Source organism: Kribbella sp. NBC_00359, assembly GCF_036097425.1.
Classification (GTDB): Bacteria; Actinomycetota; Actinomycetes; order Propionibacteriales; family Kribbellaceae; genus Kribbella.
This window is the reverse complement of the sequence record NZ_CP107975.1, coordinates 2,323,906-2,340,449: the sequence shown is the minus strand read 5'-3', so window position 1 is coordinate 2,340,449 and position 16,544 is coordinate 2,323,906. Positions and strand designations below refer to the sequence as shown.

The 16,544-nt window shown below is 67.4% G+C and carries 12 protein-coding genes; 6 read left to right on the top strand and 6 right to left on the bottom strand.

All coding sequences use genetic code 11. The features are described 5' to 3' along the window. Positions 1-33 precede the first annotated feature (33 nt). Complete coding sequence (locus OG876_RS11480; RefSeq protein WP_328524797.1) at positions 34-1,113, bottom strand: inositol-3-phosphate synthase; 1,080 nt, start codon at positions 1,111-1,113, stop codon at positions 34-36. Next, positions 1,110-1,694: a PadR family transcriptional regulator gene (locus tag OG876_RS11475; RefSeq protein WP_328524796.1), complete on the bottom strand. Its 585-nt coding sequence runs from the start codon at positions 1,692-1,694 to the stop codon at positions 1,110-1,112. Before OG876_RS11475 ends, OG876_RS11480 begins: the two co-directional genes overlap by 4 nt. 487 nt (positions 1,695-2,181) lie before the next feature. On the opposite strand from OG876_RS11475, the gene OG876_RS11470 reads away from it, so the two are divergent. The 3 genes from OG876_RS11470 to OG876_RS11460 all read left to right on the top strand — a co-directional run bounded on the left by OG876_RS11470 (position 2,182) and on the right by OG876_RS11460 (position 6,066). Then, entirely contained in the window at positions 2,182-4,404 is a 2,223-nt protein-coding gene (locus OG876_RS11470) for a transglycosylase domain-containing protein (protein ID WP_328524795.1), read from the top strand. An 81-nt stretch (positions 4,405-4,485) separates the two neighbouring features. Further along, positions 4,486-5,679, top strand: coding sequence for a mannosyltransferase family protein (locus OG876_RS11465; protein ID WP_328524794.1), 1,194 nt, complete (start codon positions 4,486-4,488; stop codon positions 5,677-5,679). A 48-nt stretch (positions 5,680-5,727) separates the two neighbouring features. After that, positions 5,728-6,066, top strand: coding sequence for a hypothetical protein (locus OG876_RS11460; protein WP_328524793.1), 339 nt, complete (start codon positions 5,728-5,730; stop codon positions 6,064-6,066). Between the two features lie 173 nt (positions 6,067-6,239). Here OG876_RS11460 and OG876_RS11455 read toward each other — a convergent pair whose 3' ends face one another. Next, a complete protein-coding gene (locus tag OG876_RS11455) occupies positions 6,240-10,199 on the bottom strand; it encodes a GH92 family glycosyl hydrolase (RefSeq protein WP_328524792.1) in 3,960 nt (1,319 codons plus the stop codon). 262 nt (positions 10,200-10,461) lie between these two features. On the opposite strand from OG876_RS11455, the gene OG876_RS11450 reads away from it, so the two are divergent. Next, on the top strand, positions 10,462-11,361 hold the full coding sequence (locus OG876_RS11450; protein WP_328524791.1) for an NAD-dependent epimerase/dehydratase family protein: 900 nt from the start codon (positions 10,462-10,464) through the stop codon (positions 11,359-11,361). Then, complete coding sequence (locus OG876_RS11445; RefSeq protein ID WP_328524790.1) at positions 11,358-13,571, top strand: glycosyltransferase family 2 protein; 2,214 nt, start codon at positions 11,358-11,360, stop codon at positions 13,569-13,571. Before OG876_RS11450 ends, OG876_RS11445 begins: the two co-directional genes overlap by 4 nt. On the opposite strand, the gene OG876_RS11440 is transcribed toward OG876_RS11445, so the two are convergent. Further along, positions 13,477-13,956, bottom strand: coding sequence for a GtrA family protein (locus OG876_RS11440; protein WP_328524789.1), 480 nt, complete (start codon positions 13,954-13,956; stop codon positions 13,477-13,479). The genes OG876_RS11445 and OG876_RS11440 overlap by 95 nt on opposite strands. A gap of 159 nt (positions 13,957-14,115) precedes the next feature. Here OG876_RS11440 and OG876_RS11435 point away from each other — a divergent pair, with 159 nt between their 5' ends. Then, complete coding sequence (locus OG876_RS11435; RefSeq protein WP_328524788.1) at positions 14,116-15,273, top strand: NAD-dependent epimerase/dehydratase family protein; 1,158 nt, start codon at positions 14,116-14,118, stop codon at positions 15,271-15,273. Between the two features lie 162 nt (positions 15,274-15,435). On the opposite strand, the gene OG876_RS11430 is transcribed toward OG876_RS11435, so the two are convergent. After that, the gene (locus OG876_RS11430; protein ID WP_328524787.1) at positions 15,436-15,804 is read right to left on the bottom strand and encodes a VOC family protein; all 369 of its coding nucleotides are present in this window, start codon (positions 15,802-15,804) and stop codon (positions 15,436-15,438) included. A gap of 11 nt (positions 15,805-15,815) precedes the next feature. Then, complete coding sequence (locus tag OG876_RS11425; protein ID WP_328524786.1) at positions 15,816-16,538, bottom strand: methyltransferase domain-containing protein; 723 nt, start codon at positions 16,536-16,538, stop codon at positions 15,816-15,818. Positions 16,539-16,544: the final 6 nt, after the last annotated feature.

The window sequence follows — 16,544 nt, the reverse complement described above, 5'->3', positions numbered from 1 at the left end:
CTCCCGCGCACCGCTGCAACGGTTGGTGGGAGCTCAGCGCTCGACCTCGCCGCGGATGAACTTCTCCACCAGGTCGCGGCAGACGTCGTCGGCGTACTGCTCCGGCGGCGACTTCATGAAGTACGACGACGCCGACAGGATCGGGCCGCCGATGCCACGGTCCTTGGCGATCTTGGCCGCGCGGATCGCGTCGATGATGATGCCGGCCGAGTTTGGCGAGTCCCACACCTCGAGCTTGTACTCCAGCGACAGCGGGACGTCGCCGAAGTTGCGGCCCTCGAGCCGGATGAACGCCCACTTGCGGTCGTCCAGCCAGGCCACGTAGTCCGACGGGCCGATGTGCACGTTGCGGTCGTCGATCTCGTCGCGCAGCTGGGACGTGACGGACTGGGTCTTGCTGATCTTCTTGGACTCCAGCCGGTCGCGCTCGAGCATGTTTTTGAAGTCCATGTTGCCGCCGACGTTCAGCTGGTAGGTCCGGTCGACGGTGACGCCGCGGTCCTCGAACAGCTTGGTCAGCACCCGGTGCGTGATGGTCGCGCCGATCTGCGACTTGATGTCGTCACCGACGATCGGCACACCGGCCGCGGTGAACTTGTCCGCCCACTCCTTGGTGCCGGCGATGAACACCGGCAGCGCGTTGACGAACGCGACACCCGCGTCGATCGCGCACTGGGCGTAGAACTTGGCGGCCTGCTCCGAACCCACCGGCAGGTAGCAGACGAGGACGTCGACGGCCGCCTCACGCAGCGCGGTGACCACGTCGGCCGGCTCGGCGTCGGACTCGGTGATGGTCTCGCGGTAGTACTTGCCGAGGCCGTCGAGCGTGTGGCCACGCTGCACCGTGATGCCGGTCGGCGGCACGTCGGCGATCTTGATGGTGTTGTTCTCGCTGGCGCCGATCGCGTCGGCGAGGTCCAGGCCGACCTTCTTCGCGTCGACGTCGAAGGCGGCGACGAACTGCACGTCGCGGACGTGGTAGTCGCCGAACACGACGTGCATCAGACCGGGTACGCGCTCGTCGGCCTTCGCGTCGCGGTAGTAGTGCACGCCCTGGACGAGCGAGCTGGCGCAGTTGCCGACACCGACGATCGCTACGCGGATCGAGGTCATCTGGAATCTCCTTGGGTAGGCGGTTGGTGCAGGTCAGGGGGCCGCTGTTGACGCCGCTCGCCGTCGATCAGTTCGTTCAGCCAGCGGACCTCGCGCTCGGCCGACTCCAGGCCGTGCCGTTGCAGCTCGAGGGTGTAGGCGTCGACCCGCTCCGCGGTCCGGGTCATCGCGGCCCGGAAGTTGGCCAGCCGCTCCTCCATCCGGGCCCTGCGGCCCTCGAGGATGCGCAACCGGGTGGCCGGATCGGTCCGGCCGAAGAACGAGAACCGGACGCCGAACGTGTCGTCCTCCCACGCCGACGGACCAGCGTCGTGCATCGCGTGGGCGAAATAGTCCTTGCCGTCGGCAGTGATCGTGTAGACGATCTTCGGCCGGCGACCCGACTCCGGCGTCCCGGAGTCGGCCGTGATCAGGCCGTTGCGGAGCATCGCCTTCAGACACGGGTAGAGCGATCCGAACGACAGCACGCGTCCCCAGCCGAACTGGGCGTTGACGCGCTTGCGGAGCTCGTAACCGTGCATCGGCGCTTCGTGCAGCAGACCGAGTACGGCGAGCTCCAGGACCCCACTGCGGTTTCCCATGACCCACCTCCCTCGGCCTAGTTTGTCATGACCTGATGTATCGGCTCGATACATCGTGGCGCCAGAGTAGGCATAGCCAAGGACTGTGGACAACTCTTGACAAAGCCGGGCTTTGTCAGCTGCGTCACGCAGCGCGCCAGGAAGACCTGTTATGTCGGGCGCCGAGCTGCGCTCATCGGGCGACACAGAGAGTCGTGGTCCAGGAGCGGAGCGTCATGGCAGTGCTCAGGCCGCCGGACGACCCGGCCGCGACCAAGGGCTACTGTGTGGGACCGATCGTGGTCTGCTGGCCGTGACTTTGCTCGCACCGCACGTGACCCGGGAACCGCTTGCTGAAGGCGTTGGCAAGATCTGGGTAAGGCGGTGGGCCGCCGAATCGCGGGCTGACCGGGCGGCTTGTTACCATCCGGAGCGGATTCGGGCCCGTTACCACACCCACCGTAGTCTGTGGGGCAATGACTTCAGCGAGATCGTCGAGGATTGCACTGTGAGTGAAGCTCGTAGAAAGGCCGTCAAGCCTGCGCGCGCCAAGAAACACTGGGCGCTGCGGGTCCTCGGCTGGCTGACCGCGCTCTTCTTCGTCGGCATCATCGGCGCTGTCGCGACCTTCTTCATCGTCTACCAGTCCACGAAGATCCCGGACCCCAACAAAGAGTTCGCGACGAACACGACCACGGTGACGTACGCGGACCAGAAGAACCCGCTGGGCTCGTTCTACGAGCAGAACCGGCACACGGTTCCGATGTCGCAGATCCCCAAGCACGTCCAGGACTCGGTGATCGCGGCCGAGGACCGCACCTTCTGGACCAATCCGGGTATCTCGCCGTCGGGTATGGTCCGCGCCGCGTGGAACATCTCGCAGGGTGAGCAGTTGCAGGGCGGATCGACGATCACCCAGCAGTACGTGAAGGTCATGTACCTGACCCAGGAGCGGACAGTCTCGCGGAAGCTCCAGGAACTGTTCATCGCGACGAAGCTCAGCCGCCAGCAGGACAAGAGCAAGACGCTCGAGGGGTACCTCAACACCGTCTACTTCGGTGAAGGCGCCTACGGCATCTCCGCTGCCGGTGATGCCTACTTCTCGCAGCCGGACCCGCGTTTGCTCAGCGTGCCCCAGGCCGCTCTCCTGGCGACGGTGCTGAACAACCCGACCCTCTTCGATGTCAACGACCCCGATCCGCGGACGAAGAAGCGGATCATCGAGCGGTACAAGTACGTCCTCGGCGGCATGCAGCAGATGGGCACGATCACTCCGGCTGCGGAGGCGAAGTACGCGAACAAGCTGCCCGCCCTCAAACCGAAGCCGAAGGACAGCCGCTACCAGGGCCCGAAGGGCTTCCTGCTCGACATGGCGCGCAAGGAGCTGCTGCGGCTGGGCTTCGACGAGGACCAGATCAGCGGTGGGGGCCTGAAGGTCACGACCACCTTCAACTACGGGCAGCAGAAGAAGATGACCGCTGCCGCGCAGAGCGAGTTGCCGGACAAGCGCGACAACCTGCACGTAGGGATGGCCACGGTTCAGCCGGGCACCGGCGCGCTGCTGGCGATGTACGGCGGCCCCGACTACCTGAAGAGTCAGTTGAACTGGGCAACGAGCCCGGCCCGGCCCGGATCTGGTTTCAAGCCGTTCGCGCTGACCGCGGCTCTCGAGGACGGAAAGGGCCTCTACGACATCTTCCAAGGCGACAGCCCGATCAAGGTCCAGGGCCAGAAGCTCAACAACGAGTTCGACCGTGACTACGGCGACGTCACCTTGCTGAAGGCGACCGAGCAGTCGATCAACACCGCCTTCTACGACCTGGTCGACAAGCAGATGGACGACGGTCCGAACAAGGTGGTCGACGCGGCCGAGGCGGCCGGTATCCCGAAGGGGAAGTACCTCGAGGCCGGCCGGCACAATCCGTCCACCGTGCTCGGTCCGGACCCGTACGCGTCGGCGGTCACCATGGCCGAGGCCTATGCGACCTTCGCGGCCAACGGCAAGTACGCGCCGCTGCACAGCATCAAGGAGGTCAAGGGCCCGGACGGCAAGGTGCTGTGGTCGGAGGCAAGCCTGAAGAAGCAGGAGAAGCAGGCTATCCCCGAGGACGTCGCCGCATTGGTCAACTACGCGCTGCAGGACGTGGTCACGAAGGGGACCGGTACCGGCGCCAAGGATCTGGACCGCCCGGTGGCCGGCAAGACCGGCACGGCAGGTGGCGTTGCGGTCGAGGATCGAGCGGAGAACGCGAAGTGTGGTGGCTGCAAGGACGGCTCGGCGACCCTGACCTCGTGGTGGAACGGCTACACACCTGACCTGTCCACATCCGTCGTGTACCGGGCCGGCAAGACCGGTGAGAGCAACCTCGACGACTACACCGACGAGAAGGCGTTCTTCGGTGGCACCTGGCCGCTGAAGACGTGGCTGGCGTTCATGAAGCCGGCCCTCGATGGTGTGGACAAGACGGACTTCCCCGCGCCGAACGAGGACGACATCAAGGACACCTCGACCCCGACGTTCACGCCGCCGCCGAGCACCCCGACGAACACCCCGCCGCCCAGCACACCTCCACCGAGCACGCCGCCACCGAGCACGCCGCCGAACACGCCGAACACGCCGACCAGCTCTCCGACCAGGACGAAGACGAAGCCGCCAGGTTGGCCGACGCTACCGACCGGCGCACCGACGGCACCGACCAATACCCCGAAGAATCCCGGCGGCGGCCAGTAGTTTCGGCCGATCGTCCCGGGATGGGAGACGATAGGCGAGTGACTCGGGCTCGGGTGGGTTTTCGCATGTGGTGGTGCCGGCGTGTTTGAGCGCACGGCTGCCGAGGAGCCCGAGCCTGGGCGCGCGCGGCGGGCGCGGGTCGAAGGGGTGCGCTGGCAGCGGTGGAAGCCGACGGCGCAGACGCGGGAGGTGCTCGGGTGGTGGTTGGTCACCCGGGCCGCACTGTTCATGTTGTCGATCTCGGCGCCGCTGCTGTTCAACCGGGGGACTGACTACCCGAACGTCTGGCGCGCCTGGCTGCAGTGGGACGTCTGGCATCTGAACGCGGTCGCCGAGTTCGGGTACAACCACGGCGAGCCGTCCGGCGCACCGCTGGCGGCGTTCTTCCCCGGGTTCCCGGTGCTGGTGCGGATCGTCAGCTGGACCGGGATCGGTTACGTTGCCGCGGGCATCGTCGTGTCCGCGGTCGCGAGTGCGGTGGCGGGCGTGTACCTCGCGCGACTCGCGCAGTACGAGTTCCCGGAGCTCAAGGGGATCGGGCCGAACGCGGCGATGATCTGGTACTGCGCTCCCGTCGGTGTCTTCCTGGCTGCCGGGTACACGGAGGCGCTGTTCTGCGCGTTCGCGTTCCCCGGCTGGCTGGCGGCGCGGCAGGGCCGATGGGGCCGGGCGGCGATCTTCGTCGCGCTCGCGGCGACCGTGCGGGTGTCCGGGATCTTCCTGGCGTTCGCGTTGGTGGTCGAGTTCGTCACCTCGAAGAAGCGGGACTGGCTGTCGCTCCCGTGGCTGGCGCTGCCGGCGGTCCCGGTGCTCGGCTTCATGGCGTACCTGAAGCAGATCCACGGCTCGTGGTTCGCCTGGCAAGAGGCGCAGGACAAGGGCTGGGCGCGCGAGTTCACCTGGCCGTGGACCTCGCTGATGCACACGTTCGAGGCCGCGAGCAAGGGCCACTTCGCGGCCGAACGCAGCGACTGGACGTGGATGTTCCGGGCCGAGCTGGTCGCCCTCGTCGTCGGCCTGCTGCTCCTCGCCTGGCTGCTCTGGCGCCGCTCCTGGGGCGAGGCGGCCTGGGTCGCGGCCACGGTCGGAGCATTCTGTACGTCGTTCTGGATCTACTCGCTCACCCGGGCGACCCTGCTCTGGTGGCCGCTGTGGATCGGCCTCGCCGTCATGGCCCGCCGAAAACCGTGGCTCGGCCGCCTCTATCTCGCCCTCGCGATACCGCTGGCCGCGATCTGGGCGGCGGGATTCTTCACCGGCCGCTGGTCCGGCTGAGTAGTTCTGCTCAGGTACGGCGTCCCGTCGCGCACTTAGCGTGATGTCATGGAGGCCCGGGGGCGGTTGATCGGCAAGGTGGCGGTACAGGCAGCGTTCGTCGGTGTAGTGGCGGGTGTCGCGTACGGACTGATGCTTCACCTGCAGGCCCCGTTGTGCCCGCCGACCGCGGTGGACTGCGCGGTCGAGAGCGGGGGGCCGCTGTTCGCCGTCCAGCTCGGTGGGCTCGCGACCGCGCTCGCAGTACCGGTGCTGGCACTCCGCTCGGGGCTCGGCTGGATGTTCACCGCTGCGGTCACCGCAGCGGTGCTGGCGCTGAACTTCGCATGGTTCGTGGCCACCGCCGAAGACCTGCCGGTGTCCGGCATGTGGACTCTTTTGCACTGAGGCAACCCCTGGCGACCCTCGAACGTCGTTACAGATGAAGGGGTGGCAGTCCGGGCGGGGACCGCCACCCCTCATCGAATTTCCGGCGGAACCTTTCAGGGGCAGGCTTCGCCGGGCAAGCGTCCGAGCGGGCGGCGGCGAGATGCCGCCGCCCTTGTCACGTGCGCCCTCGGTCAGCCGTAGTTGCGGTCGATCGACTGCGAAGGAGTCGGGCTCGGCTGGGTCTCCGCGACGCGCTTGTCGGTCGGATGCGTGCCGGCCTCGACGCCCTTCAAGGTGCCGAGCAGTTCGATCTCGGACAGCGTGACGCCTGCCGCACCCGCTGCCGGCGTGAGCACCAGGCGGTACTGCGTGTAGGCCTTGGGCGACGCGACACTGAAGGACCGGGTGTACGACGTCCACGACCAGCTCTCACCGGTACGGCGATCCACTGTCGACCACGTCGTACCGTCGTTCGAGCCCTCCAGCACCCATGCGGACGGGGCCGCGCCCGTTGCTCCACTGGTCAGCGTGTACATGCCGACCGGTCGGCCCTGCGGCAGGGCGACCGTGACCGTCGGGGTCGCGCCGGTCAGCGTGACCTGGGTCTTGGAGTCGTTGTCGGTCAGCGCGGTCACATCCAGTCCACCGGCGCCGACCACGGCACCGACGTCGGACGTCGAGTCCCGCCACGTCATCGGGTCCTCGCCGGGGGTGGTGATCGACGGCGGCGCGTCGTTCCGGCCGGTGCCCCACTTCGACGGCTGGTCGCCCATCTGGAACTCGATCTTGCCGCCGTTCGCGATCAGCTCGTGGGGCAGCGCGGTCGAGGTCCACGCCTTCCCGTTCACGCGAACGCTCTGCACGTAGATGTTGCGCGAACTGTTGCCCGGCGCGCTGATCACCAGCTTCTTGCCACCGGCCAGCCGCACCGTCGCCTTGGTGAACAGCGGCGACCCGATCGCGTACGTCGGCGAGCCGACCTGCAAAGGGTAGAACCCGAGCATGCTGAACAGGTACCACGACGACATCTCGCCGTTGTCCTCGTCACCCGGGTACCCCTGCCCGATCTCCGAGCCCAGGTACAACCGGGACAGCACCTCGCGCACCTTCTCCTGCGTCTTCCACGGCTGACCCGCGAAGTCGTACATGTAGGTCAGGTGGTGCGACGGCTGGTTGCTGTGCCCGTACTGACCCATCCGTACGTCGCGGGCCTCGAGCATCTCGTGGATCGTGCCGCCGTACCCACCGGGGTGCAGTGCGTCCTCCGGGGTGCTGAACATCTCGTCGAGCTTCTTCGTCAGGCCGTCGCGGCCGCCGTACAGCGCGGCGATGCCCGCACCGTCCTGCGGCGCCGAGAACGCCATGTTCCATGCGTTCGTCTCGGTGTAGTCGTGACCCCAGTCCTGCGGGTCGAACGTGCTGGGCGAGTTGCCCCAGACGCCGTCCGGGCCCTTGCCCTGGAAGAAGTTGATCGCCGGGTCGAACAGCGTGACGTAGTTGCGGGCCCGGTTGATGAAGTACTTGTAGTTGTCCAGGTACTCCTGCTTGCGCGGGTCGCTCTTCTTCGCGGTGTCGTAGAGCTTCTTCGACATGTTCGCGATGCCGAAGTCGTTGATGTAACCGTCCATCGACCAGCTGAAGCCCTCACCGGTGCTGTTGGCCGTGTAGCCGTTGAAGGTGGACAGGTCCATGCCCTTGCGGCCGACGTTCTGCGACGGTGGCACGACGGACGCGTTCTTGAGTGCCGCGTCGTACGCCGCCTGGACGTCGATGCCCTTGATCCCCTTCAGATACGCGTCCGCGAAGGCGACGTCGGACGACGTACCGACCATCAGGTTCGCGTAGCCGGGAGACGACCAGCGAGAGATCCAGCCGCCGTCCTTGTACTGCTGGACGAACCCGTTCACCAGGCTGGCCGCCTCGTCCTGGGCGAACAGCGAGTACGCCGGCCACACGGTCCGATACGTGTCCCAGAAGCCGTTGTTCACGTACGTCTGGCCGGCCACGATCTTCGAACCGGTCGTGGTCGGGGTGTCGGTGCCCACCTTCGGCGAGGTCGGCGACGCGTACGTGATCACCGGCTTGTCCTTGGTGCCGGTCTTCTCCGAGCCGTTGTTCGGGTAGAGGAACAGGCGGTAGAGGTTCGAGTACATCGTCGTCAGCTGGTCGGCCGTCGCACCCTCGACCTCGATCGTGCGCAGCTTGGCGTCCCACAGGTCCTGCGCCGCGTCCTTGACCTTGCCGAACTTCGATCCGGCCGGCAGTTCGAGCTCGAGGTTCTTCTTGGCCTGCGCGGTGCCGATCAGCGAGGTCGCGATCCGGAGCTGGACCTGGGTGGCCTTCGGGTCGAAGGCGAAGTAGCCGCCGACATTCGCGCCGCCACCGTCGGACAGCTTGCCTGAGGCAACCACCTTCTGGTCCACCACGCCGTACACGAACAGCCGGCCGGCGCCGGTGGACAGACCGCTCTTGATGTCGCTGAACCCGGTCACCACGCCGGTCTCCGGGTCGAGGGTCAGACCGCCGCTGTTGCTGACGTTGTCGAACACGAGTGACGGCTTGCCGGCCGGGAAGCTGAACCGCAGCATCGCCGCGTGGTCGGTCGGCGCGATCTCGGCCGCGTTGCCGTTGTCGAACGTGACGCCGTAGTAGTACGGACGGGCGATCTCGTTGTCGTGACTGAACGACCAGGCACGCGCCTTGCGGTCCGCGGTCGGGGTCGTCGCGGTCGACGGCATCACCTGGAAGGTCTGCCGGTCACCCATCCACGGGCTGGGCTCGTGGCTGATCGACAGCGCCTGCATCGTGGGCTTGTTGGCCTCGTTGTTGCCCTTGGCGTAGTCGTACAGCCAAGACGTGGAGCCGGCGTTCGTCACCGGGGTCCAGAAGTTGAAGCCGTGCGGTACGGCGGTCGCCGGGAAGTTGTTGCCCCGCGAGAAGCCGCCGGTCGCGTTCGTGCCGCGGGTGGTCAGCGCCAGGTCGGACGGGTGCTTGGTCGCGGTCTTCTGGGCCGCGCGGTCCGGGTTGACCGCGGCCGCGATCCGGACGTCGTCGACCCAGCCGCGGAAGTCGGCCGGCCCGGACGGCTTGTCGTAGCCGATCAGGATCCGCTGGATCGTCTTGCCGGCGGCCACCGTGCCGAGATCCGCCTCGACGTTGTTCCACTGGTTCGTCGACAGGCCCTTGGCGTCGCCCTGACCACGCGGGCTCAGGACAAACCCGTGGTGATCGCGAGCGTTCAGGTCGCTCAGGTACGTCCCGTCGGAGAAGGCCAGGTCGAGGGCGGCGTACGTACTCGGGTAGCTCAGGTCACCCTCGACGTGCTCGGGGAAGATCTTGTACGACAGCCGGGTGTCCTTGCTGACCTTCAGGTCCACGTCGGAGATCTTGTTCCACGTGTAGCCGCGGCCCTCGGCCTCCTGGTGGCCGGCGTACCGGAACGACTTGACGCCGGTGAAGCCGACCCGGGCGCGGGCGTTGTAGGCGCTGGTCGGGCCGGAGTCCAGCCGCGACTCAGCGGTCGGGCCGGGCGGCGGCAGCGGCACGCCGTTGGACAGGTACCAGTCGGCCAGCTGGACGATGTCCTCGCCGTGGTTCAGCGTGATGTCCAGCTTGAAGAACTTGTACGCCGCCTCGTTCGTGAAGCTGTACTCCTTGGTCTGGAACCGGTTCTCGAAGCTCTCGCCGGTCCGGGTGTCCAGCGTGGTCCAGGTGGTCCCGTCGTTCGAACCGGAGACGGTCCAGTTCTGCGGGTCGCGGCCGTCGGCGTCGTTGGCCGAGGTCAGCGCGTACTTGCGGATCACCACCGGGGCCGAGGTCTCGTAGACCAGCCAGCCGGTCGGCTCGAACACCAGCCACTTGGTGAACTTGTCACCGTCGGCCGCGTTGGTGGCGATCTCGCCGCCGCCGGTGTTCTCGCCGTTCGCGGTCACCTTGGTGACCTTGTCCATCTCGCTGCCGCCGATCCCGGTCGGCGTCGGGCCGCGGACGCCGTCGGCGCGCGGCCTCCCGTCCGGGCCGGTCTCGACGGCATCGGTGTAGCCGGGCTGCGGCTGCCCCGGCTCGAACGAGGTGAAGAACGAGGACCCGGACGCCACCGGCTGCGCGCCGGCCGCGTCGGAAGTCGGAGGGACAGCATGCGCTGACGTCATGGCAGAAGACAGTGTCACAGCAACAAGCCCGAGAGACGCGACGAGCCCCAGTGGGCGGCGGAGTTTCATCCACGCTCCTTGCACGGCCGGACCGGCGCCACAGCCTGAGGCTGCCCGCCAGCTGGTTACGCGGCCCCGATGACAAGGTTGTCAGCCCGCGCCCGGGGCGATCCTGCCCATCATGATCACCCCGGGTCAAGGGTTCGTCGCGCACCGTTCGCTGGTGTCTTGCAGTTGGTCCGTGAGCGGTAGGTTGAGGGCCATGGACGAACGTGTGCTGGTCACCGGTGCGGCCGGGTTCATCGGGCGGGCCGTGGTGGCGGCCTTGCGGGGGCGTGGGGTTGCGGTGACCGCTGTGGATCGGGAGCCGCCGGACCCGTCGTGGGACGAGGGTGTTCACGTGGTGACCGGTGATCTGGCCGAGCAGGAGGTCTGCATCTCGGCCTTCGAGACACGTCCGACCGCCGTCGTTCACCTGGCCGCACTGACCTCGGTGTTGCGGTCTGTGGACGCACCGATGCAGACCTTCGCGCAGAACGTGACGATCACTCAGGTGCTGCTCGAGCTGTCCCGGGGCAGTGGAGTGGATCGCTTCGTGCTCGCCTCGACCAACGCTGTGGTCGGTGACGTCGGTACGGCGACCATCACCGCGGACCTCCCGTTGCGGCCACTCACGCCGTACGGCGCGACCAAGGCGGCGTGCGAGATGCTGCTGTCGGCGTACTCCGGCAGTTACGGGCTGGCCACCGCCGCACTGCGGTTCACCAACGTCTATGGCCCGGGCATGTCGCACAAGGACAGCTTCGTGCCGCGGATGATGCGGGCCGCGCTGACCGGGACCGGCGTCCGGGTGTACGGCGACGGAAAGCAGCGGCGGGACCTGGTATTCATCGACGACGTGGTGAACGGCGTACTACTCGCACTCGACACCAAGTACGACGGCCGCGCGATCATCGGATCAGGTCGGTCGGTGTCGGTGCTCGAGATGATCGACACCGTGCGTACCGTGACCGGTCAAGCGGTCCCGGCCGAGCACATCGAGGCGCCGGCCGGTGAGATGCCGGCGGTCGTCGTCGACATCACCAACGACCTCGGCTACGCGCCGACGGTGTCGCTGGAGGATGGGCTAGACCGCACGTGGCAGTACTTCAAGAGCCAGTGAAGAGGCTGCTCAGAACGCATTGGCTGCTCGCCGTCTTCCTGGTGGCGGGCATAGTGCTGCGTGTCCTCGCGACCATCGCGTATCGCCCGGCGATCGTCTACACGGACTCGGTGCAGTACCTCAACAACATGGACAAGTTGAGCCCCGACCAGCTCAACCCGATCGGCTACGACTTCGTACTGCGCCCGTTGGTCTGGATCGGCGGCCTCACGTTCGTCGTGATCGTGCAGCACGTGGTCGGACTGCTGCTGGGCGTCGCGATCTATGCACTGGCCCGCCGGCTCACCGTCTACCGCTGGCTGGCCGCGCTGGCGGCCGCACCGATCCTGCTCGACGCCTACCAGGTGCAGATCGAGCAGAACATCATGGCCGAGACCACCTTCGACGTACTGCTGGTGGCGATCCTCTGGTTGCTCCTCGGCCGCGGTTCGCCCGGCTGGAAGCGTGCAGCGCTGGTAGGCGTCCTGATCGGCGCCGCGTTCACGGTCCGCGCGATCGGCATGGTCCTGCTCGTCGCCGTCGTGCTCTACCTCATTGTCGTCGGCAACGCCTGGCGCAAGCGCCGCCTCGATCTCGTACGGCGTACTGCCGCAGCCATAGCGGGGTTCGCTGTCGTGTTCGGGGCCTATGCGATCTACTACCACGCGGACACGGGCCGGTGGGGTTTCACCGGGGCTGAGAACCAGGTGCTCTACGGACGGACCGCAGTGGTCGCCAACTGCGCCAAGCTGCCGCTCAACGAGGGCACCAGGCTGTTCTGTCCCAAGGAGCCGCTCGGACAGCGCCTCGGCGTGGACAAGTACGCCCACAATCACTATGGCGATCCGAACTGGCCTGGACCGTTGCCACCCGGCACCACCAAGCGGCAACTGGCCACCGAGTTCGCCAGGCTCGTCATCCGGCATCAACCGCTCGATGTCACCTGGGCCGCGCTGAAGGACTTCGCCAAGGGCTTCGCGCCGACGCGGACCACGTCGCCGGACGACGTACCGCTGGACCGCTGGCAGTTCCAGCTCACGTATCCGAACCTGCAGGACCCCCACACCGCCCAGGCTGCTGACAGGTGGGGCGGGTCGGAGCCGCATGTCGTCCGCGTGCCCGCTGAGATCCTGCGCGCGTACCAGCTGCACGGCGGCTACACGTCCGGCAGCCTGCTCGGTCTCTGCGTGCTGATCGCTCTGGCCGCAGTGGCCGGACTGGGGCGGGCGAAGACGTCCGGCCTCCGATCGGCTGCACTGCTACCCGCTGCGGCTGGTGTGATCCTGCTGCTGGGATCGGCGGCGTTCGAGTTCTCCTGGCGCTATCAGTTGCCGGCCCTCGTGTTCTTCCCGCTGGCGGGAGCCATCGGGCTGCGTGCGCTGTTGGGCAAGGACCAGGCGCGTCCGGCGATGGCGGACTACCCGGATGCCGTGGATTCCCTTGCTGTGAAGGATTTCGGGAAGCCCGACCTTGCGCCGGTCGTCGTGGTGATCGCGGCGTACAACGAGGCCGGCGGGATCGGCGCCGTGCTCACCAACATGCCGCGCACCTGCGCGGGTCTGCCGGTCGACGTCCTGGTCGTCGTGGACGGGTCCACCGACGACACTGCCGAGATCGCCCGCAAGCACGGGGCTTTCGTCTGTATTGCCCCGAGCAATCGTGGTCAGGGTGCGGCGCTCCGGCTCGGATATCACCTCGCTGCCGAGGGCGGCGCGCGGTACGTCGTGACCACCGATGCGGACGGGCAGTACGACAACGACGAGCTCGACGTACTCCTGCAGCCGATCCTGGACGACGAGGCCGACTTCGTCACCGGATCGCGGCGGCTCGGAGCGGAAGACGCGGACAGCCGGCTGCGATGGGTCGGCGTCCGGGTGTTCGCCGTACTCGCGTCGATCCTGACCCGGCGGAAGCTCACGGACACCTCGTTCGGGTTCCGCGCGCTGCGGGCGGAGCTGGCGACCGCGGTGACCTTGCGGGAGCCGCAGTACCAGTCGTCGGAGTTGTTGCTCGGAGCACTCGCTCTCGGCGCGCGCGTGGTGGAACTGCCGATGACGATGCGCCGCCGGGGCGACGGGACCAGCAAGAAGGGCCCGGGCCTGGTGTACGGCGCGAACTACGGGCGGGTGATGACCACTACCTGGCTGAGGGAATACGTGCTGGGACAGGGTCGGCGACGGCGGCGGGTTTGGCGAACACCAGCCGATCGAACAGCACGAACTTCAGGATGAACAACACGCCGTACGTGCCGAAGTAGGAGCCGGTGACCAGCACGGTCTTCCAGGCGTGCGAATCGATCCCCTGGACCAGGTGATCGGTCGCCGTGGTGACCAGTGCGGCGGTGACCGCCGAGCCGATCACGATCATTGCGTACGGCAACAGCTGACCCTGGCGGCCCCAGGCCCAGCGGCGGCTCAGCACGTAGTTCGGGACCGCGCCGGTCAGCCACGCGACCAGGGTCGCCACGACGGCCGACGTCCCGAGCCAGTAACAGAGCGCGAACGCGACCTGGCTGACCACGGTGGCGACTACGGAGGACGCCGAGTACCTCGCCCAGAGCAACAATCGGCTCCGGCGCGGGCCGAGTCTGCTCCGGACCTTGGTGAGTGCACGCATCGCGGCCTATTCTGCACCTCCACACCAGCTCTGGGCAGGTCGACCGAGATTCACAGCCAATTGCCAGGTTCTGAGTGGGGCTGGTCACGTTAGGGGAGCGGTTACTCGGGATAGGAAGGAATAGTGACAGCCAACGTCCCATCGGAAGGCGGCCGAGCCGTGCGCGTACTAGTTCTGGGCGGTGACGGTTACTTAGGGTGGCCGACCGCGCTGCATCTGTCCGATCGCGGCCACGACACGGCCGTTCTCGACAACTTCGCCCGCCGCGGCTACGACCGCGAGCTGGGCGTGCAGAGCCTGGTGCCGATCCAGGACCTCGACGCCCGGGTGGCCGCCTGGGAGGAGGTCTCCGGCCGGCGGATCACGTCGTACGTCGGCGACCTGCTGGACGCGGGCTTCGTCTACCAGGTGCTGGAGGAGTTCCAGCCGGACGCGATCGTGCACTTCGCGGAGCAGCGGGCAGCGCCGTACTCGATGATCGATCGCGAGCACGCCGTCTACACCCAGCACAACAACGTCGTCGGCACGCTGAACCTGATGTACGCCATCGCCGAGACGAACCCGGACATCCACCTGGTCAAGCTCGGCACGATGGGCGAGTACGGCACGCCGAACATCGACATCGAGGAAGGCTGGCTGGAGGTCGAGCACAACGGCCGCAAGGACCGGATGCTCTACCCGAAGAAGCCCGGCTCGTTCTACCACCTGAGCAAGGTGCACGACTCGCACAACCTCGAGTTCGGCTGCCGCGTCTGGGGACTGCGCGTCACCGATCTCAACCAGGGCGTGGTCTACGGGCAGCAGACGGACCAGACCGTGCGGGACGCGCGGCTGGCGACGCGGTTCGACTACGACGCCGTCTTCGGCACCGTGCTCAACCGGTTCGTCATCCAGGCCGTGCTCGGTGAGCCGCTGACCGTCTACGGTGCCGGCGGCCAGACCCGTGGCCTGCTGGACATCCGGGACACCGTCGAGTGCATCCGGCTCGCGGTCGAGAACCCGGCCGACGCCGGCGAGTTCCGGGTCTTCAACCAGATGACCGAGAGCTACTCCGTCGCCCAGATCGCGGAGAAGGTCGCGGAGTGCTTCCCCGGCCCGGTCCAGGTCGAGCACCTGGAGAACCCGCGGGTCGAGCAGGCCGAGCACTACTACAACGTCAAGCACACCGGCCTGGTCGGCCTCGGCCTGCAGCCGCACCTCCTGTCGGACACCCTGATCGACTCGATGTTCGACATCGTCTCGGCGAACAAGGACCGCGTCGACCCGGCTGCCCTCCTCCCGACCGTCCGCTGGAAGGGCCACCTCAAACAGAGGTAGGGCGTGTCTGATGGTCCACCGCCTACTGCGCGGCACTCGGCACGGCACCTCGCCGCACTGGAGCAAAGGCCACGATGAAACCACATCGAGGCCTTCACTCCAGCACGCCGAGCTACCGCACCGAGCACCTGCTCGCTACGGCGCTGGACCATCAGACACGCCCTAGACGAAAAAACAGAAGATGTGGCCGACCGGGTCGGCGTAGATGCGGACGTTGGGGAGCGGCTGGAAGTCCATCAGCCGTGCCCCGGCGTCGATCGCGCGCCGGTGTCCCGACTCGAGGTCGGGGACCTGGAAGTCGAGATGCAGCTGCATCTGCTGGTTCTCCGCGGTACTCGGCCAGGTCGGCGTCTGATAGGCGGGCTCACCCTGGAACGACAACTTCGTGCTGCCGTCGGGGCCGATCGCGGTCGCCCAGTCCGCTTCGTCGTCGCCCAGCTCCCAGCCGAGCAGCCGGCAGTAGAACCGCGCCAACTCCCGCGCGTCCGGCGCGTCCAGTACGACGCCTTTCAACGGAATCTTCTCGTTCATACCCCGGAACGCTAGCGGCGCCCACCGACAAGCAACGTCGGGATGGCGGCCAGGAAGCGGTCTCGCCGTCCCCGGTCCGCTTGCTCGGTCAGCCAGGCCTCGGCATCTTCCTGGGTGATCAGCGCCTTGTCGACCGCGGCCGCCGCCGCGCCCTCGAGCTGGGCAGCCATCAGGCCGTGATCCGTCACGACCTCCGTGCGTACGACGACCTCGACGTCACGGAAGCCGGTGTCGAGGAGGAGGTCACGCAGGCTGCGTGCCGCACGCGGCGACACCGACCGCGACTCCAGGCCGAGCAGGACGACGTCGGTCAGGTCCTGGTCGGAGCTGTCCACGAGCAGGAAGCCGTAGTCCTGCCCGCCGAGCACGATTCGTCCGCCAGGCCGGAGGACCCGCCACGCTTCGGCCACCGTCGGGACCGGGTCCTCGAGCAGATGGAAGAGCCGGACGGCCCGGTAGCCGTCCACCGACTCGTCCTCCAACGGCAGGTCATCGGACCGTGCCACGTGAAACATCGCCCCAGGTGCCCTGACCCGCGCCGACTCGATCGCTTCGGGGTCGGTGTCCACGCCGGTCAGCTTCAGCCCCTTGGCCGCCAGTTCGGCGACCGCGTGCCCGGCCCCGCAGGCGACATCCACGCAGGTGCCGCCCCGCTTCAGTCCGAGCAACCGGTACGACTCCGCCCGGAGTTCCGCCGCTCCGGGCCACTCCTCGATCCGTTCCAGAAAGCCCATGCCACC